This is a genomic window from Pseudomonas sp., from assembly GCF_049301935.1.
GTDB lineage: Bacteria > Pseudomonadota > Gammaproteobacteria > Pseudomonadales > Pseudomonadaceae > Aquipseudomonas.
Window position 1 is genome coordinate 73,024 of the sequence record NZ_JBAQLP010000053.1, and the last position, 25,673, is coordinate 98,696.

The window sequence follows — 25,673 nt, forward strand, 5'->3', positions numbered from 1 at the left end:
AGTGTGGTATCAAATTGATGGCATCCGAGGTAGTTATAGATGCGTCACTTTCTGCGTCATCCCAGTGATATGCCAGTTGAGCTTGTTGTGCGCAAGCAGGCATTTGTCCCCAAAGAGCGGCTCAACAATATCAGCCTCGGCGGTGTGGCGTGCAACTCCAATCGCGCTTTTCGCCGTGGCACGGCCATTGAAATGCGTATCCCTCTGTTCGGCGAGCATGCGCGTTACCCCGGCCTGGTAGCCTGGTGTCGCAAGCAGGAAGGCAAGTACCTGGTGGGTATCGCCTTTGTCGATGAGGACACGCTGTTTCGCGCGCGCATGGTCGAGCAGGTCTGCCAGATCGAGCATTATCGCCACCAGCGCGAGCAGGAACTGGGCTGCAGCCTGTCGGTTGAGGTGGTGGCGCAGGAGTGGATCAGCCAGCACGCCGCCGAGTTTTCCCGCGCCAGCCTGAATTAGTCGAATCGTCCAATCGGCGCGGCTTAAGCCGCCAAGCCCATTGTCGAGCCAGGCCTTTACGCGCTAAGGTTCGGCATCCCCGCTGTGCTCATATTGCTGTGCTCCGCCACACGGGGAGCGCTGGCGGCCGGCACCCGTGACCTGATGACTCTGACTGATGAATAGCACGATGGCTGATTTACCGATTGATGACCTGAACGTTGCCTCCAACGACACCCTGATAACCCCGGCACAGCTCAAGCGTGAAATTCCGCTGACCGATGCTGCGTTGCGTACGGTTGCCAGCGGTCGTGAGGTGATCCGCAATATTCTCGATGGCAAGGATCATCGCCTGTTCGTGGTGGTTGGGCCGTGCTCGATCCACGATATCAAGGCCGCCCATGAGTATGCCGAACGCCTCAAGGCGCTGGCTGCCGAGGTCTCGGACAGCCTGTATCTGGTTATGCGGGTGTATTTCGAGAAGCCGCGTACCACGGTCGGCTGGAAAGGCCTGATCAACGATCCCTTTATGGACGACTCGTTCAAGATTCAGGATGGCCTGCATATCGGTCGCCAGTTGCTGCGTGACCTGGCTGAAATGGGCCTGCCGACTGCCACCGAAGCCCTCGACCCGATCTCCCCGCAGTACCTGCAGGACCTGATCAGCTGGTCGGCCATTGGCGCGCGCACCACCGAATCGCAGACCCACCGTGAAATGGCCTCAGGTCTGTCCTCGGCCGTGGGCTTTAAAAATGGCACCGATGGTGGCCTGACGGTGGCGATCAACGCCCTGCAGTCGGTCTCCAGCCCACACCGTTTCCTCGGCATCAACCAGGAAGGTGGCGTATCCATCGTCACCACCAAGGGTAATGCCTACGGTCACGTGGTGCTGCGCGGTGGTAACGGTAAGCCGAACTACGATTCGGTCAGCGTTGCCGTTTGTGAGCAGGAACTGACCAAAGCCGGCATCCGTCCGAACATCATGGTCGACTGCAGCCACGCCAACTCCAACAAGGACCCGGCGCTGCAACCGCTGGTGATGGACAACGTCGCCAACCAGATTTTGGAAGGCAACCAGTCGATCGTCGGCCTGATGGTGGAAAGCCACCTGGGCTGGGGCAACCAGTCGATTCCCAAGGACCTCAGCCAGCTCAAGTACGGCGTGTCCATCACCGATGCCTGCATCGACTGGGACAGCACCGAAAAAACCCTGCGCGGCATGCACGCCAAGCTCAAGGATGTGCTGCCTAAGCGTCAGCGCGGCTGATTGCGGCGGCTGTAAGAAAAACGGGCTTATGCGTATGCATAAGCCCGTTTTTTATGTGCGCCCAGCGAGGCGAGCGAATTTTTCGCGTAGGGTGCGCTGCGTGCGCCAGCCCGTAGGATGGGTTGAGCGCAGCGATACCCATCACTCAAGCGTCCCGCTTACCCCAGTTGAGAATTGCCAGGGTCAGCAGCCCCGCCACAATCCCCCAGAACGCCGAGCCCACCGAGAACAGGGTCATGCCCGAGGCGGTGACCAGAAAGGTGATCAGCGCTGCTTCACGCTCATTGGGTTCGCTCATGGCCTGGGTCAGGCCGCCGATGATCGAGGCGAACAGGGCCAGGGCGGCGATGGACAGGATCAGCGCTTTCGGCAAAGCGGCAAACAGCGCGGCCAGGGTGGCGCCAAAGATCCCGGCGATGCCGTAGAACAGCCCGCACCAGATGGCCGCGGTGTAGCGCTTGCGCGGATCTTCATGGGCCTCGGGGCCGGCGCAAATCGCCGCGCTGATGGCGGCCATATGGATGCCGTGGCTGCCGAAGGGGGCCAGCAGCATCGAGGCTAGGCCGCTCGTGGTCAACAGCGGGCTGGCCGGCACGTCATAGCCATTGGCGCGAAGCACGGCCATGCCCGGCAGGTTCTGCGAGGCCATGGCGACGATAAACAGCGGGATGCCGATGCTGATCGCCGCGGCGAGGGAGAAGCTCGGCGTGGTCCATTCCGGTACCGCCAGTTGCAGCTCGAAGTGTTCGAAGTTGAGCAGGCCGAAGAGCCCGGCCAGCACGCTGCCGACGATCAAGGCGGCCAGTACCGCGTAACGTGGCTGCAGGCGTTTGCCCAGCAGATAGGCCAGCAGCATGGCCACCACCAACAGCGGTTGCTGCTCGGCAGCCACGCAGATTTCCAGGCCGATCTTGAACAGCACGCCTGCCAGCAGCGCCGCCGCAATCGAGCCGGGGATACGGCGCATCAGGCGGTCGAAGGTGCCGGTCAGGCCGATCAGCACAATCAGTCCGGAGGCGAAGATATAAGCCCCAATCGCCTCGCCGTAGGGCACCCCAGGCAGGCTGGTGATCAGCAGCGCTGCGCCGGGGGTGGACCAGGCGATCATGATCGGCGCACGGTAGCGCAGCGACAGGCCAATGCAGCAGAGCGCCATGCCAATCGACAGCGCCCAGATCCACGAGGAAATCTGCCCGCTGCTCAGGCCGGCGGCCTGGCCGGCCTGGAACATCAGCACCAGGGAACTGGTATAGCCGGTGAGCATGGCGATAAAACCGGCCACTACCGCCGAGGTGGAGGTATCTGCCAGTGGCCGTAAACGCGGTTGAGACAGGTCGTGCATCAGAGCAGTCCAGTATCGGCGAAGATGGGGTAGAGCGAGGCCACCAGCAGCAGGGCCATGCCGATATTAAACAGCCGCAGGGCGCGGGCGTTGCTCAACCAGTTGCGCAGCAGGCTGCCGGCAATGGTCCACAGGCCGACGCTGGGGCAGTTGACCAGGGCAAAGAGCGCCGCGATCAGCAGCACATTGACCACGAAATTCTCCTGGGGTGTATAGGTGGTGATGGCGCCAATGGCCATGATCCAGGCCTTCGGGTTGACCCACTGAAAGGCCGCCGCCTGCAGAAAGGTAAAGGGCTTGCTTGCGGCCTGCTTGCCCTGTTCTGGCGCGCCGGCATGGGCGATTTTCCAGGCCAGGTACAGCAGGTAGGCGGCGCCCAGGTAGCGCAGCAGGCTGTAGAGCAGCGGCACTTGCTCGAATAACTGACCCAGGCCGAGGCCAACCGACGCCACCAGCAGCATAAAGCCCAGGCTGATGCCGAACATATGCGGCAGGCTGCGGCGCAGGCCGAAGTTCACCCCGCTGGCCAGCAGCATCATATTGTTCGGCCCCGGGGTTACCGAGGTGACGAAAGCAAAGGCGATAAAGGCGATCAGCAGCTCAAAGGTCATGGCGGCGGCACTCATGGATAGTGCTGCTCAGCCTAAGAGGCAAGGGGCGGTCCGTCGCGGTACAGCGATGCAGGCAATGGGCGGTACAGTTTTAAAGTGCATTTGCAAAATACCGGTACAGTTTTATCGGGCCGGTATTACAGTCGGGATATCTGTCATGCCAAGAACCTGTAGGAGCCAGCTTGCTGGCGATCGGTTCCTGCAAAAGCATCGCCAGCAAGCTGGCTCCTACCAAGAGATAATCGACGGCCTTTAGCGCCCGGCTAACGCCTGGTTGACCTTGAGCCAGCCCTGCACCGCGTCGTCACCCGCTTCGCCGAAGGCTCGCTGTAGCAACCTGGCCTGCTCGCGGCGTAGTGCTTGTTCCAGCTTGGCGCCTTCGGCGGTAAAGCCGAGCAGGCGTTTGCGCTTGTCGTCTTCGGCGGCCAGGCTTTGCACCAGGTCCATTTCCAGCAACTGGCGCAGGGGGGTATTCAGCGCCTGCTTGCTCACCCCCAGGTAGGCGAGCAGCTCTTTCATGCTCAGGCCGGGGTACTTGGCGATAAAGAACAGAATACGGTGGTGCACCCGCGACAGGCCACGGCGTGCGAGTATCTCATCGGCTTTGGCGGTAAACGCCTGGTAGCCAAAGAAGAACGCTTCCATGGCGGTTTGCTGGGTGGCGGTGCTCTTGAAATCAAGCATTAAGGTCAAGCCTATTGACGTATCTGCGGTGGTCGTCGTAGTTTCTGTCAACCAGAGTTTTGGTCAAACAGTTTGACCTATTTTTATTTGCCTTTGCTACCGGTGTATCCATGGCCTTCTCCGAACGTGTTGCCCGTCTGAAAAGCTCCCTGATCCGTGAAATCCTCGCCGCCGCGCAGCGTCCGGAAGTCATGTCCTTCGCTGGCGGTCTGCCCGCCGAACCCATGCTGCCCAAGGTCGAGTGGGCCGAGATGCCGGCCAGTATGGGCCAGTACGGTATGAGCGAAGGCGAGCCGGCGCTGCGCGAGGCGATTGCCGCCGAAGCCCGTGCCCTGGGTGTGCCCTGTGAGGCCAGTCAGGTGCTGATTGTCAGCGGCTCGCAGCAGACCCTGGATCTGGCCAGCAAGCTGTTTATCGACCCGGGCACCGAAGTGCTGCTCGAAGCGCCGACCTACCTGGCGGCGCTGCAGGCCTTCCAGCTGTTCGGCGCCGATTGCATCGCCGTACCGCAGGAAGCCGATGGCCCGCAGATCGATGCCCTGCGCCAGCGTCTGCAGAACCACAAACCGGCCTTCGCCTACCTGATTCCGACCTTCCAGAACCCGTCGGCGGTGCGTTACAGCGAAGCCAAACGCGACGCGGTGGCGGCGCTGCTGGATGAGTTCGGCGTGACCCTGATCGAGGATGAGCCTTACCGTGAGCTGGTGTTCGATGACGGCAGCGCTACGCCGATTGTCAGCCGCCTGCAGAAGGCCAGCTGGATCTACACCGGCACGGTGTCGAAAACCCTGCTGCCGGGCCTGCGTGTCGGCTACCTGATCGCCACCCCGGATCTGTTCCCCTATCTGCTGCGCCTCAAGCAGTCGGCGGACTTGCACACCAACCGCATCGGCCAGTGGCAGGCGCTGCAATGGCTGGGCAGCGAGAAATACCGCGGCCACCTGGCTGAGCTGCGTGACTTCTACCGCATCCGCCGCGATGCCATGCAGGCGGTGCTCGAAGAGCATTTCAGCGACCTGGCCGATTGGCAGATTCCTCAGGGCGGGCTGTTCTTCTGGTTGACCCTCAAGCAGCCGCTGGATACCCGCAGCTTGTTGGCTCCGGCGCTGGCGCAGAACGTGGCGTTTATGCCGGGCGAACCGTTCTTTATCGATCCAGACGCCAACCCTGGCCATTTGCGCCTTAACTTTAGCCACGTCGCGCCGGAGCGCCTGGGCGAAGGCCTCAAGCGTCTGGCCGCGGTGATTCGTCAGGCGCAGGCAAGCTAGTCCACGCGTTCAAGCAGGTTAGGAGGAGAGCGATATGTACAAGGTTTATGGCGATTACCGCTCGGGCAACTGCTACAAGGTCAAGCTGATGCTGCACCTGCTGGATCAGCCCTATGAGTGGATACCGATCGATATCCTCAAGGGCGAGACCCAGAGCGACGCCTTTCTGGCCAAGAACCCCAACGGCAAGATTCCGGTGCTGGAGCTGGAAGACGGCACCTGCCTGTGGGAGTCCAATGCCATCCTCAACTTCCTCGCCGATGGCAGCGCATTTTTGCCCAGCGAACCGCGCCTGCGCACCCAGGTGCTGCAGTGGCAGTTTTTCGAGCAATACAGCCACGAGCCCTATGTGGCGGTGGCGCGCTTTATCCAGCTGTACCAGGGCCTGCCTGAAGCGCGCCGGGCGGAATATGAGGAATGCCATGTGCGCGGGCACAAGGCGCTCAAGGTGATGGAGAAGCAGTTGCAGCGCACGCCTTATCTGGTCGGGGACAACTTCTCGATTGCCGATATCGCCCTGTACGCCTACACCCATGTGGCCGATGAAGGTGGCTTTGACTTGGCGCCGTACCCGGCCATCCGCATCTGGCTGGATCGGGTCGCCAGCCACCCGCGCTATGTTGGCATGCTCGACTGACAGCCGCCGGTTCAACTGAGCGGTGAGAGGCGTTGCGCTTTCTCACTGCTCAGTCGCCAGCTCGCCGTAAAATGCACTTATCATTCAACGATCTATCTTCAGGCTGGGTCGCGAATGCCATCTGCTGTTCAGCGCTATAAGCGGCGTCTTGCCGCTGCACTGGCGCGCTACTTTCCCCATACCACGGCCTATCTGCGCGCCGAACGTGAAGCCGCTGCGTCGCTAAAAAAGCCTGTGCCACGGGCCAAGAAAGCGGCGGCCAAGGGCCCAGCTGCTGGCGCGAAGCTGCCTGCTAAACCGCGTCGCGCAGTCAGTAACCCCCGCACTCAGGGCATTTACGGGCCGGCCATGTTGGCGCTCGAGGCTACGCAGAGCCAGGCCATGCGCGAGCAGGTGGCGCGGGCGGTAACGGCCGGTTTGCTTAGCCCACCATCGGATGAGCAGTGGGCGATGATTCTTAGCAATCACCCGCTGACGCGCATCTTTGCCGGGGCCGGTTCGGGCAAATCCACCACGCTGGTGCTGCGGGTGGTGTTTATGCTCTGCCATCTGGGCATCAAGCCCGAGCAGCTGACGGTGATTTCCTTTACCAATGCCTCCTGCGCCGAGCTGCGCGAGCAGCTGGGCAAGGTGCTGGGTTTTTTCAACTACCCCTTCGATGCCGCCCGGGCGCGCCAGTCTGTGCGCACCTTCCACTCGGCCATGGGCAACGTGGCCAAGAGCCTGCTGAACAATCCGCGCTGGTTCGAGCAACTGGATGACCCGCAGGCGGCGAGCCGCGAACTGGATAACCCGCTAAGCGCCGGACGGTTGCGTCCGGCCCAGCAGCGCCTGCTTAAACAGGCCTATCAGCAGTGCTATGCCGAGCAGCCGGTATTTCGTCAGAAGGTGCATGCACTGCTGCAGTTGCCGCCGCCTTCCGATACGGGCAAGCGCCTGCCCAAGGCGCCACTGGATGCCTACAAGCTGGCGGGTGAGTTCGGCGCTGCGCCGCTGTATGAGGCGTTTTACGCCCAGGCTGGGTTTGCCGAAAGTATCGGCATCACTGTTGCGGCCCTGCAGCCCCAGGTCCTGAGCGGTCCGATAACTGTGCGTGAGTTCGCTGAGGCTCTGCTGCTGTTCTGGCCGTACTTCGAGCGCTGCCAGCAGGAGCAGGGCGTGATGACCTTCAACGCGGCCTTTGCCCAGCTGACGGCGCGGCTGAATGCTGGCGAGCAGAGCGTTCCGGCGCAGTTACTGGCGCCATTTAGCCATCTGCTGATCGACGAATTTCAGGACATCTCGCCGCAGATCGTCCAGTGGTTGCAGGCCGTGCAGCGTACGTTGGCGGAGCAGGGTACAACGGTCAGCCTGATGGCGATTGGTGACGACTGGCAGTCGATCTACGGTTGGCGCGGCAGCTCGCCTGAGCTGTTTATCGACTTCGATCGGCACTTCGCGGGTAAAGGACGGGCCAAGCGTAGCGCCGTGCTGTGCCTGGCCAACAACTACCGCTCGATTGAACCGATTATCCGTGACGCCGAAGCGCTGCTGGGCGGCGTGCAGCACAAGCAGGCGAAAGCCAGCCAGGCGATCAAGGCCACCCAGCCGGGGGATCACGGCGTGCGCCTGATTCAGCGTTTCGACAGCAAGGTGCGCCTGCCGGAGCTGCTTAAGCAGATCAGCGAACAATGCGCCTATGCGGCCGGGCGCAACAGCTGTGAGCGCACCGCAGTGCTGCTGCTCAGTCGACGCAACGAGCCGCTGCAGGCCATCACCGCGCAACTGGACAAGACGCTGCCGGTCAAGGCCTACACCATCCACCGCGCCAAGGGCCTGCAGGCCGAAGTGGCGATTATCCTCGACGACTGCCTGCCGCCCGAGCCGCACCCGCTGCGCAATGCGCTTTACGCCTACTCGGGTTTCTTCAACAACAGCTACGACCAGGCCATGCAGGATGAAAGCCTGCGCCTGGCCTACGTGGCCGTCACCCGTGGCGTCAGCCGGGTGTTCTGGTACTGCCAGAACACCCAGGGTGCAACGCAGGTGTTGGCGGCGCGGTAGCGGCTTGGGGTGGCCGCCCCCGCATTGTTGATTATGGCTGCTGCTCAAGACCCCAAGAGCGACCTTCAGGTTTGCATCAGCGTCCGCTGCTTCCCCAGGTTGTGGGTTTAACGCAGAGGACCCGGTGCGCAAAGTAGGCATGCAGCATGGCGCTATGGAGCATGTGGAGGGCGTTTTTATCGGTCTGCCGAATTGCCCGCTCAGTAGAGTGAGGCCGCAGTAGTGTTGCAAACCAGCTGCGCCGACGTTGCGTGAGTCAAGGCAGGTTCTGCACTGCAACTCAAAAATGGCCGCACGCTTAGAGCTCCAGTGCCGCTCTGGTGAGCAGCGTGAGAATTACGACGTGATTTTGTAGCCCATGTCCTGACTCGCTGCTGGCAATTGCGGCAGCCAATAGGGTGTCACCATGCGTTTAAATGCTGCGATTGTCGTGCTGCTGACCAGTCTGGTGGCAGCGACCTATGGCTTTGGGATTTATCTGTTCGCCCAGCTCGTACCCGATATGCAGGCATCCCTGGGTTTCGATTTTTCCTACGTGGGCACTATCACCGCTTCGGCGCAACTGGGCTTTCTACTCTGCGCACTGCTGGCGGTCTGGTTGACCCCGAAGATCGGCGGTGGCTGGATGATAGTGGCGTCGGGGGCGCTGTGTGCATTGGCGTTGCTGCTGATTCCGTTATCGAAAAACATCGTTGTGATAGGCGTATTGCTGACCCTGCTGGCAGGCACTGCGGCGACTGTCTTTGTCCCGATGGTCGATGTCATTGCTCGGGTGGTCGCCTACCGCTATCGCGGTTTGGCCATGGGGCTGGTATCCAGCGGGACCAGCTATGGCGTGGTGATTAACAGCCTGCTGGTGCCCATTTATGCCGCACAAGGGGAGTGGCGCAGTATCTGGTGGTTGGTGGGGCTGCTAACCGTCGTGATGACTGTGCTGGTGTTTGCGGTGTTCAAGAAGGGCGGCCTGATCGGCCAAGCCGTGCCGCAAACCGACGCGCCAGTGACTGCCGAGGTGGCCTTGCCCAGCTTGCGCATGGAACTCATAAGACCCTGGGTATTACTGATCTGGTCGATGAATTTCTGGATAGGGTTCGCTACTTTTCCGTTCCAGACCTACCTCTCGTCTTATCTACGCACCGAGCTGGGCTTTGGCGTGCAGTACAGTGCCCAGGTCTGGGCGGTGATCGGTTTCGTCGGCATGTTCGCGGGGCTTGTAATTGGCTGGCTCTCAGACCGGACCGGGCTACGCGCCGCGATGCTTCTGGTGTATGGCTGCGTGGTGCTGGCGGCGCTGATATTCGTGATACATCCCGCGGGTTATTGGCCCCTGGTCGCCGCAGTGTTGTTCTCTACGGCCTTCTACCCCATCTTCGGCCTGATCCCCGCTTACGTTTCCAAGCTGGCATCGTCCAGCGCCATGGCCGTTTCCATCTTTGGTGTTGCCAACGTCATGCAAGGCACTGGCGGCATGCTGGGCAACTATGGTGCGGGGCTTTTGGCCAATCATAGCGGCAGCTTTGCCGGGGTGTATGCCGCCATCAGCGGAGTTGGCGTGTTGCTAATAGTGCTGACATTAAAACTGCCCAGAGAAGCCCCGGCAGCTATTCCTGCTGGCCTCACCCTTAGTTCCTAGCAGGCTAGAGATAACGGTTGCAGCACTGCACATTAGCTGAGCCGGTGCCCTGCGCGGACGCTTAGACGCCGCCTGCCAGCCTTGTCTGCGCTACTGATGGCGGCTCTTGGCCACTGCCTTCACATCAGCCCTTAAACATCCCGAAACAGGTCATGGGCGTTAAGCAGCTCATAGGCAATTTCCGGACGTTTCGCCAGGCCGCGGCGGATGGCGGTGGGGATGGCTTGGCGGGTCTTGCGGCACAGTCCCGGCAGTTCATCGATCTGAATGGCGAGGCCGCGCATGCTGCGCACTTCATTAAAGCCTGGGGCGACGGCGAGGCGCACACCGAGTTGTTCATAGAGGCGCCGCTGCAGGTTCTGCAGATCCGCCAGGCTCTCAAGGTTTTCCAGCCGCTCCAGCAAGCGCTTTTCCTCGGTGCGGGTGAGCAGCAGGATGCGTAGATCGCTGTTTGCTTGCTGCAGCAGCTGCTCGCGCCCGCAATCGCAGACGCCGGGTGGGCAGGGTTGACGCAAGGCTGGGGTGTTGGTCATGGGCTCCGATCATAGCCAGCTGTGGGGGCCTTTGCCCATGCTCAGGCATGGACAAATGGCTTAATAGGTGGATAATCCGCCCATCGTCTGCGTCGAAGCAAACCCCGCGCCATGCATAAAACCCTGCGTACTGCCCTGATCTGGATGCTAATGCTCGCCCTCCCGGCGCAGAGCATGGCGGCCATCAGCATGCAGCTATGCGCGGTCACCCAGCAGAGCGGGGCGCTGACCCAGGTTGATGCGCACATGGCAGCACATCATCCGGGTGCCATGGTCATGGCTCAGGCTACTGAGGCCTCTGTGCATGGCGAACATCACGCCAGCGATACCTCCAGCAATGCTGCTCCCGCTGCCGATAACAGCCTGTGCAGCCTTTGTGCTTTTTGCGTCGGCGCGGTGGCCCTGAGCACTGTGTTGGCCAGCCACTCTCCACTGCAAGCGGTCGAGCCGTCCCTGGCGCGATTGGCGCAGTTTGTCGGCTTTATCGCTGAAACCCCCGAAAGACCCCCACGCCTGTTTCTCGCCTAAGCCAAACCGCGCGTTGCTGTGCCTGCGGCAGTTGCTGCCCAGGGCCTGCGTGACGCGCTTGAGCTCATTAGCCGGTGTGCGTCTGTGTTAAGCAGGTGCGCCGCTGCACGCGAGAGTATTCGAGATGCGTTTTCCCCTTATCCGCCGGCGGGCGTTTGCCTGTTTGGCGTCGCTGGTGCTGCCTGTTGGCGCCTGGGCCGAGTCACCCGATCCGCTGGACGCCGGGGCCGCCACGCCGGCCCTGCACTACCAATCGCCGCTCAAGGCCTATCAGGGATTCAGCGAGCAACCGTTGCACAACTGGCGTGAGGCCAATGACTTGGTCGGTCGTATCGGTGGCTGGCGTACCTATGCTCAGGAACCTTATACCCAGGAGCCCTCGCAGCAATCCGCCGAGCCGCCGGCCAAGCCAATGGAGTCGCAGCATGACCATCACTAAACAAGGGGGTGGGGCGAGCCGCGCCGGGCTGTGCGCAATGCTTGTGCTACTCAGCGGTTGCGCCAGCTTTACCCAGGATGGCGGTTTCACCCAGGTCGAGCAGGCCGGCCAGCAGCTGAACCAGCAGGTCACCTGGGTGAAAACCCCTGAGCAGCGCAGTCAGGTGGACGAGCGGGTTGCCGAGTTGCTGGCGCAGCCGTTGACGGTGGACGCCGCCGTGCAGCTCGCGGTGCTGAATAACCGTGACTTGCAGGCGAGTTTCGACCAGTTGGGGATCAGCGAAGCCGAGCGCGTGCAGGCCGGACGTATCCCCAATCCGGGCTTTTCCTTCGGCCGGTTGGAGAAAGGCAGCGAGGTGGAATACGAACGCGGCCTGCATATCAATCTGGCGCGTTTGCTGGTCATGCCGCTGACCTCGGGCATGGAAGCCAAGCGCTTCGAACAGGTGCAGCGGCAGACCAGCCTGGCGCTGTTCGAACTGGCCAGCCAGACCCGCAAGGCCTGGTACCGCGCGGTGGCAGCCGAGGAAAGTCTGGGCTTTATGCATCAGGTAATGGACTCGGCCGCGGCCGGGGCCGAGTTGGCCCGGCGTCTGGCGGCGGTGGGCAACTACAGCGTGCTGCAGCGGGCCCAGGAGCAGAGCTTCTATGCCGATGCCGGGCTCAACCTGATCCGCGCCGAGCAGGCCCGGGTACAGAGCCGTGAGCAGTTGACCCGCTTGCTCGGCCTGTGGGGCGCGCAGCTCGACTTCCAGCTACCCGAGCGCCTGCCCGAGTTGCCGGCCACGGCCGAGCAGTTGCCGGAGGTTGAGCGCCTGGCCATGGCCCAGCGGCTGGATATCCAGGCGGTGCGCCTGGATGCCGAGCGACTGGCCAGCAACCTGGGGCTGAGCAAGACCACGCGCTTTATCAACGTGCTGGAGCTGGGCGTGGTGAACAACCGCTCCAACGAGGAGCCGACCCAGCGCGGCTACGAGATCAGCGTCGAGTTGCCGCTGTTCGACTGGAGTGGGGCCAAGGTGGCCAAGGCCGAGGCGCAGTACCGGCAGATCCTCAATCGCGCCGCTGCGACTGCAATCAACGCGCGCTCCCAGGTACGTGAGGCTTACCTGGGTTACCAGGCCAGCCATGACATTGCCCGGCATTACCGCGACGAGGTGCTGCCGCTGCGTGCGCGCATCGCCGAGGAAAACCTGCTGCAGTACAACGGCATGTTTATCAGCACCTTCGAGCTGCTGGCCGATGCGCGCAAGCAGGTCCTCGCGGTGGATGGCTACCTGCAGGCGCAGCGTGATTTCTGGATCGCCAAGGCCGATCTGGATATGGCCCTGTTGGGCGCGCCCAGCCTGTCAACCAGTACGCCGGCTATGGCCGCCACCGATGAGCCCGCCGGGCACTGATCAAGGACAATTCCCATGGTTTCACGACGTGATTTCTTTCTCGGTGCCAGCGCGATTACCGCTGCCGTGGCCACTTCGGCGGTCAGCCGGGTATCCCTGGCCGGTGTGCCGGAGGCCGTTTCGCAAGGCAGCGCCGCTACCCAGCCACCGCTGCAACCGCAGAACGGTAGGCCCTACAACCCGGTGGTCACGCTTAACGGCTGGACCCTGCCGTGGCGCATGAACAACGGCGTCAAGGAGTTCCACCTGGTCGCAGAACCGGTGGTGCGCGAGCTGGCGCCAGGCTACAAGGCCCACCTGTGGGGCTATAACGGCCAATCGCCAGGGCCGACCATCGAGGTGGTGGAGGGCGACCGGGTGCGCATCTTTGTCACCAATAAGCTGCCCGAGCACACCAGCATCCACTGGCATGGCCAGCGCCTGCCCAACGGCATGGATGGCGTATCGGGTCTGACCCAGCCATCCATTCCGGTGGGCAAGACCTTTGTCTACGAGTTCGTCGCCCGTCGCCCCGGCACCTTTATGTACCACCCGCATGCCGACGAGATGACCCAGATGGCCATGGGCATGATGGGCTTCTGGGTCACCCATCCGAAGGCGCACCATCCGCTGATCAGCGAAGTGGATCGCGATTTCTGCTTTCTGCTGAATGCCTACGATATCGAGCCCGGTGCTCATACGCCGAAGATCATGACCATGCTCGATTTCAACCTGTGGACCTTCAACAGCCGCATCTTCCCCGGTATCGATCCACTGGTGGTGCGGCATAACGACAAGGTGCGCCTGCGTATCGGCAACCTGACCATGACCAACCACCCGATCCACCTGCATGGCCACGAGTTTGAGGTGACCGGCACCGATGGCGGACCAACGCCTGCGGGCTCGCGCTGGCCGGAGGTGACCACCGATATTGCGGTGGGACAGATGCGCCAGGTCGAGTTCCTCGCCGATGAGGAGGGTGACTGGGCCTTCCATTGCCACAAGAGCCACCACACCATGAACGCCATGGGCCACGACATCCCGACTCTGGTCGGCGTCGACCACCGTGACATGACCCGCAAGATCGCCAAGCTGATCCCCGATTACATGGTCATGGGCGAACGTGGCATGGCCGACATGGCCGAGATGCAGATGCCACTGCCGGACAATACCGCGCCGATGATGACCGGCGACGGTCCGTTCGGCTCGGTGGAAATGGGCGGCATGTTTACCGTGCTCAAGGTGCGCAAGGATCAGCCGGTGGGTGATTACCGTGACCCTGGCTGGTTTAAGCACCCGGCCGGTAGCGTGGCGTACGAATATACGGGCGAACTGGCCAAGCCGGCACGTTCGAGCGCGGCGGGCGGGCAGTCGATGCCGCTCAAGCAACCGATCAGCCAGCCGGTTGAGGTACAGGTGCGTAAACCCAGCGGTCATGCTGGCCATTGAACAGAACTCTAGGAGCGGCTGACAGCATCGCGGGCAAGCCCGCTCCTACACCACGCATGCAATATCTATTGAATTTGAGGAATGAGCCATGAATCTATCGTCAACCCTTAGCGCCGTGATGCTGGGTATTGCCAGCGTCGTTGCCGCCAGCTCAGTGCTGGCCCATAGCAAGCAGCACACCGAGCAGCATCGCGCGGCCGTGCTTAAGGAACAGATGCCCTGGGGCATCGCCGGCGACCCTGAGCAGGTCAGCCGCACCATCGAGATCGGTATGAGTGATGCGATGCGTTTTAGCCCCGATCAACTGGCGATCAAGCAGGGTGAAACCATCCGCTTCGTACACCGCAACCAGGGCAAGGTGTTGCATGAGTTCGTGCTGGGTACCCAGGACGAACTGGATAAGCATGCCGCCATGATGGTCAAATTTCCCGGTATGGAACACGACGAGCCCTATATGGCGCACGTCGGGCCGGGCAAAACTGGCGAGATCATCTGGACCTTCAACCGCGCCGGCGATTTTGATTTTGCCTGCCTGATCGTTGGCCACTACCAGGCCGGCATGGTGGGCCGCATTCGTGTGCTGGCCGAATAAACGCAGTCCCACAAACCATCTAGAGGATCGACAATGAAAAATCTACTGAGTGTTATGGCCTTGACCTGCCTGTTGGCCAGTCCGGCCTTCGCCAACCAGCACAGTGCGGCGCCTGTCGCCAGCAGTGCTGCGGCCACAAGCCTGGGGGAAGTACGCAAGATCGATGCGGCCAACCAGAAGATCACCCTACGCCACGGCCCGCTGGCCAATCTGGGTATGCCGCCGATGACCATGGTGTTCAAGGTGCAGGAGACGGCTCAGCTCGAGGGGCTCAAAGTGGGCGACAAGGTAAGTTTTGTTGCGCAGCAGCAGGGCAGTCAGTTTGTGGTGACCGAGTTGCAGGCCGCCCAGTAGGAGGTCGGGGCCGTGATGCGGCCCCGATGGTTTGATCAAGCCGTGGCGAAGCGCTCGTTCAAATAGGCAATGATCGCCTTGGACTCGTACAGCCAGGTGCTCTGGCCGTTTTCTTCGATGCGCAGGCACGGCACCTTGATCTTGCCGCCTTGTTGCTCCAGCTCGCTGCGCGCCTGGGCGTCGTTCTTCGCGTCGCGCAGGGTGACCGGCACATTGAGGGTGTGCAGGGTGCGGCGGGTTTTTACGCAGAACGGGCAGGCGTGGAACTGGTACAGCGCGAGGTTGCGGGCGTTTTGCTCGACCGCAGCCTGAGCTTCGGCTGTGCGTTTGCGCTTGGCCGGACGGCTGATCCAGTCGAGGAAGATGATCAACTGGCCGAGGCCGATGCGCAGTGCCTTGATAATCATGCGGGGCAAACCTTGGGTAGCTAAATACGGGCGCGCAGCTTACCCCAGTTTTTCCAACTTGGCGTCGGCGTTGGCCTGGCTCTAAGCCGAACGGCATAATTCGCGCTCGATTGCCCAATCCTGGCGAGCCCGCGATGAAACCCGAAGACCTGTTATTGCTGGTAAGCCGTGAAATGCCCTTCGGCAAGTATAAAGGCCGTTTGCTTGCCGATCTGCCGGGGCATTATCTCAACTGGTTCGCCCGCGAGGGCTTTCCGGCAGGGGAGATTGGCCGCCTGCTGGCCTTGATGCAGGAAATCGACCACAACGGTTTGTCCAGTTTGCTTGAGCCTTTGCGCAGCGCACCTCGTCGGCCATAGGCACACGGGTGGGCGAGAGTGGCTTAGCAGGCGGTTGAAAACTACCTGCGTTGGCAATACTGCATTAAAAACGGCCTGTTAGTGACCTGACCCGATCAGGTGGTAGTGCCTTAGCCTGCCAGCGCTCCGATAGGCCACGGACAGGCGCACAGGCAGCGGTTAAGGGCCTGATCGCAGGGGGATGAGATGTTTCACGTCGAACGTGGTCCAAACATCTAAGTCCCCTGGAAACAGGCATCACGAGAGGTAATTGTCATGACCATAACGAATCGATTAGTACCGGTATTGAGCTTGGTCTCTGTGCTTGTACTGAGCGCCTGCACGACGCTGAATTCGCCTCAGCCAGGCTCTTACCCACCCACCACATCTTATCCGCCGGCCGCTACTTCCTACCCGGATCGGCAATACCAAGGCAGTTCAGACGCCAGAGATATCTACGATGGCTATGGTGTGGTCGAGTCCATTGACGTCACTCAGCAGGGCTACAAAGGTGTCGCAGGTACCGGTTACGGTTTGGGTACTCTGGCAGGGGCGGTGATCGGTGGTGTGGCGGGTAATCAGGTCGGCGGCGGTCGCGGCAAAACGGCGGCAACCATCGTCGGTACAGCAGGTGGCGCTTACATTGGCCATCAGTTGGAGAAGCGTAATCAAGGCGCAGAGGCCTATGCCATTACCGTGCGCATGGATAACCGTGGCTATCAGACGCTGACACTGACATCGCCCGGCGACCTGCGGGTGGGTGATCGCGTTCGTATTGGCAATGGCGCCATACAGCGCTACTGATCGCGTTATGAGCGCAGGCGTATTGCGGGGTTGTTAAAAGCGAAGGCGCTGTCCCAATTTTGCGTGTTGCGAGGCGATCCGTCGTAGGCTGGCTCGGGCGGCACTCCGTTGAGGCGCAACGGGGCACGCCCATACAGGCAACAGTTAACGGGTACATAGCCAAAGCAACAGGTAGCAACGCCAATCTGCCAGCCGATCTTGGCGCTAACAAAAAACCGGCACTTGCCTCATAGGGGCAGTGCCGGTTTTTTTGACAGCGCTGTTAGGTTTTGTCGCCGTTTCATGCGCGCCCACGCCTTTTGCGATGGAGTGGCAATCAATCCTAGCGGATCAGGCTGAGGAACTCGCTGCGGGTGGCAGCGTTTTCGCGGAATTCGCCGAGCATCACCGAGGTGACCATGGCGGAGTTCTGCTTCTCCACGCCGCGCATCATCATGCACATATGCTGCGCTTCGATCACCACGGCCACGCCGAGGGCGCCGGTGACCTGCTGGATGGCCTCGGCGATCTGCCGGCTGAGGTTTTCCTGGATCTGCAGGCGGCGTGCATACATATCGACGATGCGCGCGACCTTCGACAGGCCGAGCACTTTGCCGCTGGGAATATAGGCGACATGGGCCTTGCCGATAAACGGCAGCAGGTGGTGCTCGCACAGCGAATACAGCTCGATGTTTTTTACCAGCACCATTTCGCTGTTATCGGAGCTGAACAGCGCGCCATTGGTGACTTCTTCCAGGCTCTGCTGATAGCCGCGACACAGGTACTGCATGGCTTTGGCGGCGCGCTTGGGCGTGTCGAGCAGGCCTTCGCGGGATACGTCTTCGCCAAGTTGGCCAAGGATCGCGGTGTAGTTCTGTTCCAGGGACATGGACAATCTCGTAGGTCTTTCTAAAGGGCGCAGGTTAGGCCGCGAGGGTCGGGCTGGCAAGTGCGCAACCCGCCAGCGGCATGAGCTTATTCGTCGCGGCCATCCATCATGGTGCGCTTGAGCATCACGTACACCGCGCCGGTGCCGCCGTGTTTGGCCAGGCAGGAGGTGAAGCCGAGTACCTGCGGGTGCTGGCGCAGCCAGGTGTTGACGTGGCTTTTGATCATCGGCTTGCGCCCGTCCATGCGCACCGCCTTGCCATGGGTGATACGCACGCAGCGCACCTCCAGCTTGTTGGCCTCGGCGATAAATTCCCACAGGGTGTCGCGGGCTTTTTCCACGCTCATGCCGTGCAGGTCGAGGCTGCCTTCAAAGCTGATCTGCCCCAGCTTGAGCTTGCGCATCTGGCCTTCCTGCACGCCATTGGCGGACCAGTACAGCGGGTCTTCGGCGCCTACGTCGATCACAAACTGGTCGGACAGGCCATCGACCTTCACCGACTCCACGCGCGCGGTGGCGGCCTGGCGCAAGGTGGCTAGCTGGGCACGGTTGGGTTTCGGTTTCCCGGTGTCGGCGCGGTCATGCTTGATCGGTTTGACGCCGCGCAACTCGGCTTTGAATAAGGAAAAATCGTCGTCTTGCATTTAGGCCTCCGCGAAGGCCGCTAGTGTAACCAAGCTGCCAGCTTCCGTGCTTGCCTGGATCTAGTCGCGCTTTTTCATCAGATGTGGGGCCATGCTGAGGTCGCTGGGGCGGCGCAGGCGGCGTCGGCAGCGGCGCCAGAGCATCACGCCGAAGACCAGCAACAGCAGGCCGATAACGATAAATACGCTGGCCGCGCCTGGCGATTCGTTCAGCGGGCCGAGTGCGGCAGGTTGGCCGAGCAGGGTGGCGATGCCGGCCATGCTCAGCAGCACGCCGAATGTGGCGAACAGCGCGGCCAGGCCGGCACCCAGGCGCAGGCGCCAGTTGCTGGTATTGCGTGGGCGCAGGCGGCGTGCATCAAAACCATCGGAGTGTTTCATTCCGATTTCCTCATGCCAAGTTCCTCGGTGGCTATCGGCGGTATGACCGGTGTGGGCTGGTGTGGTTCAACTGCGCCGTGCAGCCCTTGCGCAGGTTGCGACCTGGCGCGCGGTTGTGCAGCTTCAGATCAAGGCGCTGGCGCGCGGCACCACGGCGGCAAAATTATCGGCCAGGGCGATCATTTCGGCGCGGTGCATCTCGGCGGCGCTGATCACCTGGCCGTCGAGTGTCGGCAGGTCACGGGTGGCGCAGGCGGCATCGACTACAGTGCAGCGGTAACCATAGTCCTTGGTGGCGCGTACCGTGGTGCTGATGCTCGAATGGGTCATAAAGCCGCAGACGATCAGGTCCAGATGGCCCAGGGCCTGCAAGCGCTCATGCAGGTCGGTGCCGTTAAACGCGTTGGGCATGCGTTTCTCGATAACGATTTCCCCCGGCAGCGGTGCGGCTTCCGGCAGGTGATGGCCGCGTGGGCCGCGTGGGTCGAGCAGGCCATCGGGGATGCCCAGGTGTTTGACGTGAACAATGGCGCTGCCCTGGGCGCGGGCGGCGGAGAGCAGTTTGGCGATTTCTTCCAGTGCGGCATCCAGCCCCGGTAACTGCAATACGCCGCTGCGGTATTCCTCTTGCGCATCGATGATCAGCAAGGTCGCATTGCTCAGGCTGGCGGGGGCATGGCCGCGGCCAGTGAGGGCGAACAGCGTTTGTGGGGTGGACATGGCAGGAACTCCAGGCTGGCATGGACAGTCCACCTATTGTCCGCCTGTGCTGCGCTGCTGTGAACCTTTGTGGTCGATGATCTTGCAGGCTGCCTAGGCGGCGAGCAGAATCGGGGGGCTGCCGAGGAACGGCGATTTCAAGCAAAGGAGCTGCACTATGAATCTGCTTGCACTGTTTTCCGAGCATTTCTGGCTGTTGTTCGCCGTGGCGATTTCCATCGCGGTACTGCGCGAACTGCACCTTAAACGAGACTAATGGCGGCGCCTTTGAACCGAGCCGCCGACATCAACCAGCGCCAGGGCATGCCCTGGCGCTTGCGTTTCAGTACAGGCCAAACAGTTCGAACTGCAGGTACCAGATACCCAGCGAGCCGAAGAAGTTGACCAAAATGGCCGGCAGAAACTTCAGGTGCACGGCGAAGCTGTAAGTCTTGTCCAGCGACATCGCCATCACCCCGGCGGCAGAACCGACCACCGTCAGCGAGCCACCAATGCCCACCATCAGCGCATTCAGCGCCCACTGATCGAGCCCCAGCTGCGGGTTGGACATCAGCGCCGCCGCTTCCACGGGCACGTTGTCCATCACCCCGGACGCGACCCCGAGCACCACGTTGACCGCCGTGGGGGGCAGCACTTCGAACAGCCGCGAGATATACGACAGCCAGCCGACATGGTTAAGGCAGGCCACCGCAGTGATGATGCCGATAAAGAACAGCAGGGCGTTCCACTCGACCTTCTGCAGTTGATCCTGCCAGGGCAGTTCGATACCGCGGCGCATCAGCAGCCAGGCATATAGCGCGACGATGCCCAGGCCGATGCCGATGGCAAATTCGATGCTGACTTTCAGCAGGATGTTGCACAGCACCGCGCCAAACACCGCGAAGAAACCGACGATCGCCAGCCCCGCGCCGCCGGGTTTGAGCGCGGACTCGGCCTGGTCGGCCACCTGGATCAGGTCCTGCCCATCGAGTTTGCGCAGGTAGAAGAAGTGCAGCGTGGCGGCGAACAGCAGCCAGCCGATCAAGGCCGAGGGAATCAGCAACAGCAGCCCAGCGATGCTGATCTTGCCGGCCAGCACTACCATCAGGCTGGTCGAGGTGCCGAGAAACCACACCCCGGAGTTGGAGGCGACCACGATGTTGCACAGCGAAATATGGGTGTAACGCTGATGGGTCGAGATGCTTTTCACCGTTTTGCCGAAGATCATCGCCGTGGTGATGTTGTTGAGAAACGGCGAGAGCAGCGCCGACAGCGCGCCGGTGGCCCAGAACATGCCACGCGCGCCGAGGCCCTTGCGCATCAGGTAGCCATTGAGGGCGGTGAATACATTCCGCTCGTTGAGCAGCTCGACCACCATCCACATAAACGCCATAAAGGCGATCAGGCCGAACAGTTCTTCCTTGATCTCGCTCTGCGCATGCAGGAAGAACTGAAAACCATTGGGGTCGTAAAACGCGTAGTGGGCGCCGATAACGATCAGGCCGGACATCATAAACATCGCCGGCTTGAACTTATCCATCTCCAGTTGCGCTTCAAAAACGATCAGCGTCATGCCAATCAAAAATATCGCCAGCACGAGCAAGCCCGTGATCGAGAAGGGATCTATGACCATTTTTAGGGGTGTCTTGAGAAAGGGCGGGAAGGGTTAGAAATTGGTAACAAAATTATACTGATGCGCATGATGCTTGGGCAGGCCTGCTGTGTGACTGTGGCGGCCTTTATGGTCAGCAATGCGTCGCGCCGCTAAACAAGCGCTGCGCCCAGCGCGGGCCGATGCGGCAGGCTGCTAGAATGGCGCACTTTTTTCTGCGGAGAGCTGCCGTGAGCGACGCTACACATGCCTACCCAACCCGCCTGCGCACGGTGCGCGACTATATTCGCTGGGCGGTCAGTCGGTTTCATGGCGAGGAGCTGTTCTTCGGCCACGGCACCGACAACGCCTGGGATGAAGCCCGCCAACTGGTGCTCGGTGCCCTGCATCTGCCGTACGAAATCGCCGACAGCTACCTCGATTGCCGCCTGGAAGACGATGAGCATGCGCACCTGCACGCCTTGCTCGCACGGCGCATCGAGGAGCGCGTACCGACTGCCTACCTGCTGGGCGAGGCCTGGTTCTGCGGCATGCCGTTTATGGTCGATGAGCGCGTGCTGATTCCACGCTCACCGATTGGCGAACTGATCGAGCAGCACTTCGAGCCCTGGCTGGCGATGGAGCCGGCGCGGATTCTCGATTTGTGCACCGGTTCGGGCTGCATCGGCATTGCCTGCGCCTATGAGTTCCCCGAGGCCGAAGTGGTGCTTGCGGACCTGTCTTATGACGCGCTGGAAGTGGCCAACCAGAATATCGAGCGCCATGGCCTGGATGAGCGCGTGTACACCGTGCAGGGCAATGGCTTTGCCGGGCTGCCGGGGCAGCGCTTCGACCTGATCGTCTCCAACCCGCCCTATGTGGATGCCGAGGATTTCGCCGATATGCCGGCCGAATACCAGCACGAGCCTGAGCTGGGCCTGGCCTGCGGCGACGATGGCCTGGACCTGGTGCGACGCATGCTCGCCGAGGCGGCGGATCATCTGACCGAGAAGGGCGTGCTGATTATCGAGGTCGGCAATAGCCAGGTGCACGTCGAGGCGCTGTACCCGGAGGTCGACTTCACCTGGCTGGAATTCGAGCGTGGCGGCCATGGCGTGTTCCTGCTTGCAGCCGCGCAATGCCGCGAGCATCAGGCATTGTTTCGTCAGCGTCTTTCAACGGCCTGCTAACGCAGCGTCAGATGCCGGCTAATCAGGGCACGCAAAGCGGCCGGCTTGACCGGCTTGGGCAGGAAATCGAGGCCGGCGGCATGCACCTGAGCGATCAGCTCGGGGCGGCCGTCGGCGCTGATCACCACGCCTGGTAGCGGCTCACCCAGGCGCGTGCGTAGCCAGGCCATCAGCTCGGTGCCGGTTTCGCCGTCATCCAGATGAAAGTCCACCAGCGCCAATTGCGGGCGCACGTTCTCACTCAGCAGGTGCTCGCACTGCAGGCGATTGCGCGCCGTCCACACCTGACAGCCCCAGCGTGACAGCAGGCTGTGCATGCCGGCGAGGATGCTGTCCTCGTTATCGATGCACAGCACCTGAATGCCGGCCAGCGCCTCGCCGTTGTGCTCGGGCTGGCTGGCCAGCACCGGCGGTTCGGCGTGCACAGCCAGGGGAATGGTCACGCTGAATACACTGCCCTTGCCCGGCCAGGAGCGCACTTCCAGTTGGTGGCCGAGCACTCGGCACAGGCCATCGGCAATTGCCAGGCCCAGCCCCAGGCCTTTCTCGGCACGGGTCTGGTGGCTGTCCAGGCGCTTGAACTCCTCGAAAATCACCTTGCGTTTGTCCTCGGGAATCCCCGGGCCCCGGTCCCAGACTTCCAAACGCAGCTGCTGGCCGTTGCGGCGCACGCCGAGCAGTACGCGGCCCTTGGCGTAGCGGAAGGCGTTGGTGAGGAAGTTCTGCAGGATACGCCGCAGCAATTTGATGTCGCTGTCGACCCGCAGGCGGCTGCCGCGCAGGCGAAAATCCATGCCGTGTTCGGCGGCCAGCACCTTGAACTCCGCCCCCAGGGTGTCGAACAGGTTGTTCAACACAAAGGCGTGGCGGTCCGGGGTGATGCGGCCGTTTTCCAGGCGGGAAATATCCAGCAGGTCGCTGATCAGGTCTTCGGCCGAGCGCAGCGAGCTGTCCAGGTGGCGCACCAGCTCACGGGCATCGGCGGGCAGGGCGTCGTCCTGATGGGACAGGGCGGCGGAGAACAACCGCGCAGCATTCAACGGCTGCATCAGGTCATGGCTGACGGCGGCAAGGAAGCGGGTTTTCGATTGGTTGGCGGCTTCGGCGACGCGCTTGGCTTCGGTCAGGGCTTGGTTCAGTTGTGACAGCTCCTGGGTGCGCTCGCTGACGCGTTGTTCCAGGCCTTCGTTGGCGTCCTTCAGCGCCCGCTCGGCTTCGCGGAACTCGGTGATGTCGGTGAAGCTCATAACGAAGCCGCCGCCGGGCATGGGGTTGCCGATCAGCTCGATCACCCGGCCGTTGGGGAACAGTCGCTCAGAGGTGTGCGCCGTGCCCTGGCGCATCCAGTACAGGCGTTTGCTGACGTGCTCCTCGATATCACCGCCACCGAGTAGGCCGCGCTCGGCATTGAAGCGGATCAGTTCAGCCACCGGGCGGCCGACATACACCTGGCCGTCGGGGTAGTTGAACAGCTCGATGTAACGGTGGTTCCAGGCCACCAGGCGCAGCGACTGGTCGACCACGCTGATGCCCTGGGTGATGTTCTCGATCGCACCCTGCAGCAGTGCACGGTTGAATTGCAGCACCTCCGAGGCTTCGTCGACGATGCGCACCACATCCTCGACCTGCATCTCACGGCCTTCGATGGCCGCCTTGACCACCGCGCGGGTCGATGACGCACCCAGTACACCGGCCAGCAGGCGTTCGGTGTGGGCGATCCATTCGCTGGTGGCGGTCTGGTTGGGGTCGAAGCCCTTGCCCTGGCGATAGGCAAAACGCATAAAGCTCTGCCGCGCACGCTCTTCACCGACAAAGCGGTTGGCCAGCAGCAACAGGTCACCGACCTGTACCGCAAGCATGCTGCGGTTGCTGGGTTTGTTGCCCAGGTCATGGCCGATAAAACGCCCAGCCTGCCAGTGCTCGGCCACCCGGGTGCGCGAGAAGTAGGAGACCCAGGCAAACAACAGGAAGTTGCCGGCCAGCGACAGCACCACCCCACGGGTCAGCGGGTCAACCTGAAAACCCATCGGCCCGTACAGCAGGGTGTGTATGCCCGGCAAGGCGTCCACCGGCCAGCCCAGGCTGCGCGATACCAGCGGCATGACCAGGGTGTAGAACCAGATCAGCGCGCCCACCAACAGCCCGGCAAACACGCCCTGGCGGTTGGCCTGCTTCCACACCAGCGCGCCGAACATCGCCGGGGCCAGTTGGCCGATGGCGGCGAACGACACCTGGCCGATGGTCGCCAGGCTGGCATTGGAACCGAGCAGGCGGTAGCACACATAGGCCAACAGCAGAATCACCACGATGCTCACCCGGCGCGCGGTGAGCATCCAGTAACGGAAGGCTTCAAAGGGTCGTTCGGTGTTCTGCCGGCGCAGCAGCCAAGGCAGCAGCATGTCGTTGGAAATCATCGTCGACAGCGCCACAGAGGCAACAATCACCATGCCGGTGGCCGCCGATGCGCCGCCGATAAAGGCCAGCATCGCCAGGGCCGGATGCGCCTCGGCCAGCGGCAGGCTGATCACGAAGGAGTCCGGGGTGACGCCGGCCGGCAGCAGCATCTGTCCGGCCAGGGCGATGGGCACCACAAACAGCGCGGCGAGGATCAGGTAGGCGGGGAACACCCAGCGCGCCAGGCGCAGGTCCTTGGGTTCGATGTTCTCCACCACCGTCACATGAAACTGCCGCGGCAGGCAGATGATGGCGATCATCGCCAGGCCCGTCTGGGTCATCATCGCTGGCCAATTGACGGTTTCTGCCCAGAAACTCTCCAGCTCGGCGCTGGCCTTGGCCTGGCTGAACAGATCGGCAAAACCGTTGTACAGGCCGAAGCTGACAAATGCGCCGACGGCGAGGAAGGCCAGCAGCTTGATCAGCGACTCGAAGGCAATCGCCAGGACCATGCCACGGTGGTGTTCGGTGACATCCAGGTTGCGCGTGCCGAACAATATTGTGAACAGCGCCAGCACCAGCGAGACGATCAGCGCGGTGTCCTGGGCGCCGGTGCCATTGGCGCCCGCGCCAGCCCCGCTGAGCAGGTTGACCCCAAGCACGATGCCTTTGAGCTGCAGGGCGATATAGGGCAATACACCGACCAGGCAGACCAGCGCCACCACCACCGCCAGGGCCTGGGATTTGCCGTAGCGCGCGGCGATAAAGTCGGCAATTGAGGTGATGTTTTCCTGTTTGCTGATCATCACCATCTTCTGCAGCACCCAGGGCGCAAACACCAGAATGATGATTGGCCCCAGGTAAATCGGCAGAAACGACCAGAGCTGCTCGGCGGCCTGACCCACCGCACCGAAAAACGTCCAGCTGGTGCAGTACACCGCCAGCGACAGGCTATACACCCAGGCGCGAATCTTTGGCGGCATGGGCGCGGCGCGGCGGTCACCGTAGAAGGCGATGGCGAACAGAATGGCCATGTAAATCAGCGCAACCGCGGCGATCAGCCCGCTAGACAGGGTCATGCACACTCCGAAAACAAACTATAGGGGGCTGCCGGGGTCATAACTGGCAGCGCAGCGTCTACCCAGAGCCTACTGCATATGA

The 25,673-nt window shown here is 61.9% G+C and carries 26 protein-coding genes; 15 read left to right on the forward strand and 11 right to left on the reverse strand.

Going from position 1 to position 25,673, the window contains the following annotated elements; genetic code table 11:
- Positions 1-39 precede the first annotated feature (39 nt).
- Positions 40-459 carry a PilZ domain-containing protein gene (locus WA145_RS07210; RefSeq protein ID WP_422580914.1) on the forward strand — a complete coding sequence of 140 codons (420 nt, stop codon included), beginning with the start codon at positions 40-42 and terminating at the stop codon, positions 457-459.
- 169 nt (positions 460-628) lie between these two features.
- Entirely contained in the window at positions 629-1,705 is a 1,077-nt protein-coding gene (locus tag WA145_RS07215) for a 3-deoxy-7-phosphoheptulonate synthase (RefSeq protein ID WP_422580915.1), read from the forward strand.
- A 145-nt stretch (positions 1,706-1,850) separates the two neighbouring features.
- On the opposite strand, the gene WA145_RS07220 is transcribed toward WA145_RS07215, so the two are convergent.
- The 3 genes from WA145_RS07220 to WA145_RS07230 all read right to left on the reverse strand — a co-directional run bounded on the left by WA145_RS07220 (position 1,851) and on the right by WA145_RS07230 (position 4,342).
- Positions 1,851-3,047 carry a benzoate/H(+) symporter BenE family transporter gene (locus WA145_RS07220; RefSeq protein WP_422580916.1) on the reverse strand — a complete coding sequence of 399 codons (1,197 nt, stop codon included), beginning with the start codon at positions 3,045-3,047 and terminating at the stop codon, positions 1,851-1,853.
- Positions 3,047-3,658 carry a LysE family translocator gene (locus WA145_RS07225; RefSeq protein WP_422580960.1) on the reverse strand — a complete coding sequence of 204 codons (612 nt, stop codon included), beginning with the start codon at positions 3,656-3,658 and terminating at the stop codon, positions 3,047-3,049. Before WA145_RS07225 ends, WA145_RS07220 begins: the two co-directional genes overlap by 1 nt.
- 252 nt (positions 3,659-3,910) lie before the next feature.
- Entirely contained in the window at positions 3,911-4,342 is a 432-nt protein-coding gene (locus WA145_RS07230; protein ID WP_422580917.1) for a MarR family winged helix-turn-helix transcriptional regulator, read from the reverse strand.
- Positions 4,343-4,452: 110 nt separating this feature from the next.
- Here WA145_RS07230 and WA145_RS07235 point away from each other — a divergent pair, with 110 nt between their 5' ends.
- The 4 genes from WA145_RS07235 to WA145_RS07250 all read left to right on the forward strand — a co-directional run bounded on the left by WA145_RS07235 (position 4,453) and on the right by WA145_RS07250 (position 9,923).
- The gene (locus WA145_RS07235; protein ID WP_422580918.1) at positions 4,453-5,610 is read left to right on the forward strand and encodes a PLP-dependent aminotransferase family protein; all 1,158 of its coding nucleotides are present in this window, start codon (positions 4,453-4,455) and stop codon (positions 5,608-5,610) included.
- A 34-nt stretch (positions 5,611-5,644) separates the two neighbouring features.
- Positions 5,645-6,247, forward strand: coding sequence for a glutathione S-transferase family protein (locus tag WA145_RS07240; protein ID WP_422580919.1), 603 nt, complete (start codon positions 5,645-5,647; stop codon positions 6,245-6,247).
- Positions 6,248-6,361: 114 nt separating this feature from the next.
- Complete coding sequence (locus WA145_RS07245) at positions 6,362-8,290, forward strand: UvrD-helicase domain-containing protein (protein ID WP_422580920.1); 1,929 nt, start codon at positions 6,362-6,364, stop codon at positions 8,288-8,290.
- 406 nt (positions 8,291-8,696) lie between these two features.
- Positions 8,697-9,923, forward strand: a complete 1,227-nt coding sequence (locus WA145_RS07250; RefSeq protein WP_422580921.1) for an MFS transporter — start codon at positions 8,697-8,699, stop codon at positions 9,921-9,923.
- A gap of 131 nt (positions 9,924-10,054) precedes the next feature.
- On the opposite strand, the gene WA145_RS07255 is transcribed toward WA145_RS07250, so the two are convergent.
- Positions 10,055-10,456, reverse strand: a complete 402-nt coding sequence (locus tag WA145_RS07255; protein ID WP_422580922.1) for a hypothetical protein — start codon at positions 10,454-10,456, stop codon at positions 10,055-10,057.
- A 111-nt stretch (positions 10,457-10,567) separates the two neighbouring features.
- On the opposite strand from WA145_RS07255, the gene WA145_RS07260 reads away from it, so the two are divergent.
- The 6 genes from WA145_RS07260 to WA145_RS07285 all read left to right on the forward strand — a co-directional run bounded on the left by WA145_RS07260 (position 10,568) and on the right by WA145_RS07285 (position 15,196).
- The gene (locus WA145_RS07260; RefSeq protein WP_422580923.1) at positions 10,568-10,984 is read left to right on the forward strand and encodes a hypothetical protein; all 417 of its coding nucleotides are present in this window, start codon (positions 10,568-10,570) and stop codon (positions 10,982-10,984) included.
- 124 nt (positions 10,985-11,108) lie between these two features.
- Positions 11,109-11,423 (forward strand): hypothetical protein, encoded by a 315-nt coding sequence (locus WA145_RS07265; protein ID WP_422580924.1) that lies wholly within the window; start codon positions 11,109-11,111, stop codon positions 11,421-11,423.
- Positions 11,410-12,822: a TolC family protein gene (locus tag WA145_RS07270; protein ID WP_422580925.1), complete on the forward strand. Its 1,413-nt coding sequence runs from the start codon at positions 11,410-11,412 to the stop codon at positions 12,820-12,822. The genes WA145_RS07265 and WA145_RS07270 overlap by 14 nt, the downstream gene beginning before the upstream one ends.
- A 15-nt stretch (positions 12,823-12,837) precedes the next feature.
- Positions 12,838-14,250: a multicopper oxidase family protein gene (locus WA145_RS07275; RefSeq protein WP_422580926.1), complete on the forward strand. Its 1,413-nt coding sequence runs from the start codon at positions 12,838-12,840 to the stop codon at positions 14,248-14,250.
- An 88-nt stretch (positions 14,251-14,338) separates the two neighbouring features.
- A complete protein-coding gene (locus WA145_RS07280; RefSeq protein ID WP_422580927.1) occupies positions 14,339-14,842 on the forward strand; it encodes a cupredoxin domain-containing protein in 504 nt (167 codons plus the stop codon).
- A 33-nt stretch (positions 14,843-14,875) separates the two neighbouring features.
- A complete protein-coding gene (locus WA145_RS07285; RefSeq protein ID WP_422580928.1) occupies positions 14,876-15,196 on the forward strand; it encodes a copper-binding protein in 321 nt (106 codons plus the stop codon).
- A gap of 35 nt (positions 15,197-15,231) precedes the next feature.
- On the opposite strand, the gene WA145_RS07290 is transcribed toward WA145_RS07285, so the two are convergent.
- Positions 15,232-15,603, reverse strand: coding sequence for a glutaredoxin family protein (locus WA145_RS07290; RefSeq protein WP_422580929.1), 372 nt, complete (start codon positions 15,601-15,603; stop codon positions 15,232-15,234).
- Between the two features lie 134 nt (positions 15,604-15,737).
- Between WA145_RS07290 and WA145_RS07295 the strand changes: the two genes are divergently transcribed.
- Together WA145_RS07295 and WA145_RS07300 are read left to right on the forward strand one after the other, a co-directional pair.
- Complete coding sequence (locus WA145_RS07295; protein ID WP_422580930.1) at positions 15,738-15,962, forward strand: DUF3820 family protein; 225 nt, start codon at positions 15,738-15,740, stop codon at positions 15,960-15,962.
- A 255-nt stretch (positions 15,963-16,217) separates the two neighbouring features.
- Positions 16,218-16,745, forward strand: coding sequence for a glycine zipper 2TM domain-containing protein (locus tag WA145_RS07300; RefSeq protein ID WP_422580931.1), 528 nt, complete (start codon positions 16,218-16,220; stop codon positions 16,743-16,745).
- A 322-nt stretch (positions 16,746-17,067) separates the two neighbouring features.
- On the opposite strand, the gene folE is transcribed toward WA145_RS07300, so the two are convergent.
- The 5 genes from folE to nhaD all read right to left on the reverse strand — a co-directional run bounded on the left by folE (position 17,068) and on the right by nhaD (position 20,910).
- The gene (gene folE, locus WA145_RS07305; RefSeq protein ID WP_422580932.1) at positions 17,068-17,613 is read right to left on the reverse strand and encodes a GTP cyclohydrolase I FolE; all 546 of its coding nucleotides are present in this window, start codon (positions 17,611-17,613) and stop codon (positions 17,068-17,070) included.
- 86 nt (positions 17,614-17,699) lie between these two features.
- A complete protein-coding gene (locus tag WA145_RS07310) occupies positions 17,700-18,257 on the reverse strand; it encodes a Smr/MutS family protein (protein ID WP_422580933.1) in 558 nt (185 codons plus the stop codon).
- Positions 18,258-18,317: 60 nt separating this feature from the next.
- Positions 18,318-18,638 carry a hypothetical protein gene (locus WA145_RS07315; RefSeq protein WP_422580934.1) on the reverse strand — a complete coding sequence of 107 codons (321 nt, stop codon included), beginning with the start codon at positions 18,636-18,638 and terminating at the stop codon, positions 18,318-18,320.
- 123 nt (positions 18,639-18,761) lie between these two features.
- Positions 18,762-19,358, reverse strand: a complete 597-nt coding sequence (locus WA145_RS07320) for a cysteine hydrolase family protein (RefSeq protein ID WP_422580935.1) — start codon at positions 19,356-19,358, stop codon at positions 18,762-18,764.
- A 322-nt stretch (positions 19,359-19,680) separates the two neighbouring features.
- A complete protein-coding gene (nhaD, locus tag WA145_RS07325; protein WP_422580936.1) occupies positions 19,681-20,910 on the reverse strand; it encodes a sodium:proton antiporter NhaD in 1,230 nt (409 codons plus the stop codon).
- 269 nt (positions 20,911-21,179) lie between these two features.
- On the opposite strand from nhaD, the gene prmB reads away from it, so the two are divergent.
- Entirely contained in the window at positions 21,180-22,118 is a 939-nt protein-coding gene (gene prmB / locus WA145_RS07330) for a 50S ribosomal protein L3 N(5)-glutamine methyltransferase (protein ID WP_422580937.1), read from the forward strand.
- On the opposite strand, the gene WA145_RS07335 is transcribed toward prmB, so the two are convergent.
- On the reverse strand, positions 22,115-25,591 hold the full coding sequence (locus WA145_RS07335) for a NahK/ErcS family hybrid sensor histidine kinase/response regulator (protein ID WP_422580938.1): 3,477 nt from the start codon (positions 25,589-25,591) through the stop codon (positions 22,115-22,117). The two genes, prmB and WA145_RS07335, sit on opposite strands and share 4 nt — an antisense overlap.
- Positions 25,592-25,673: the final 82 nt, after the last annotated feature.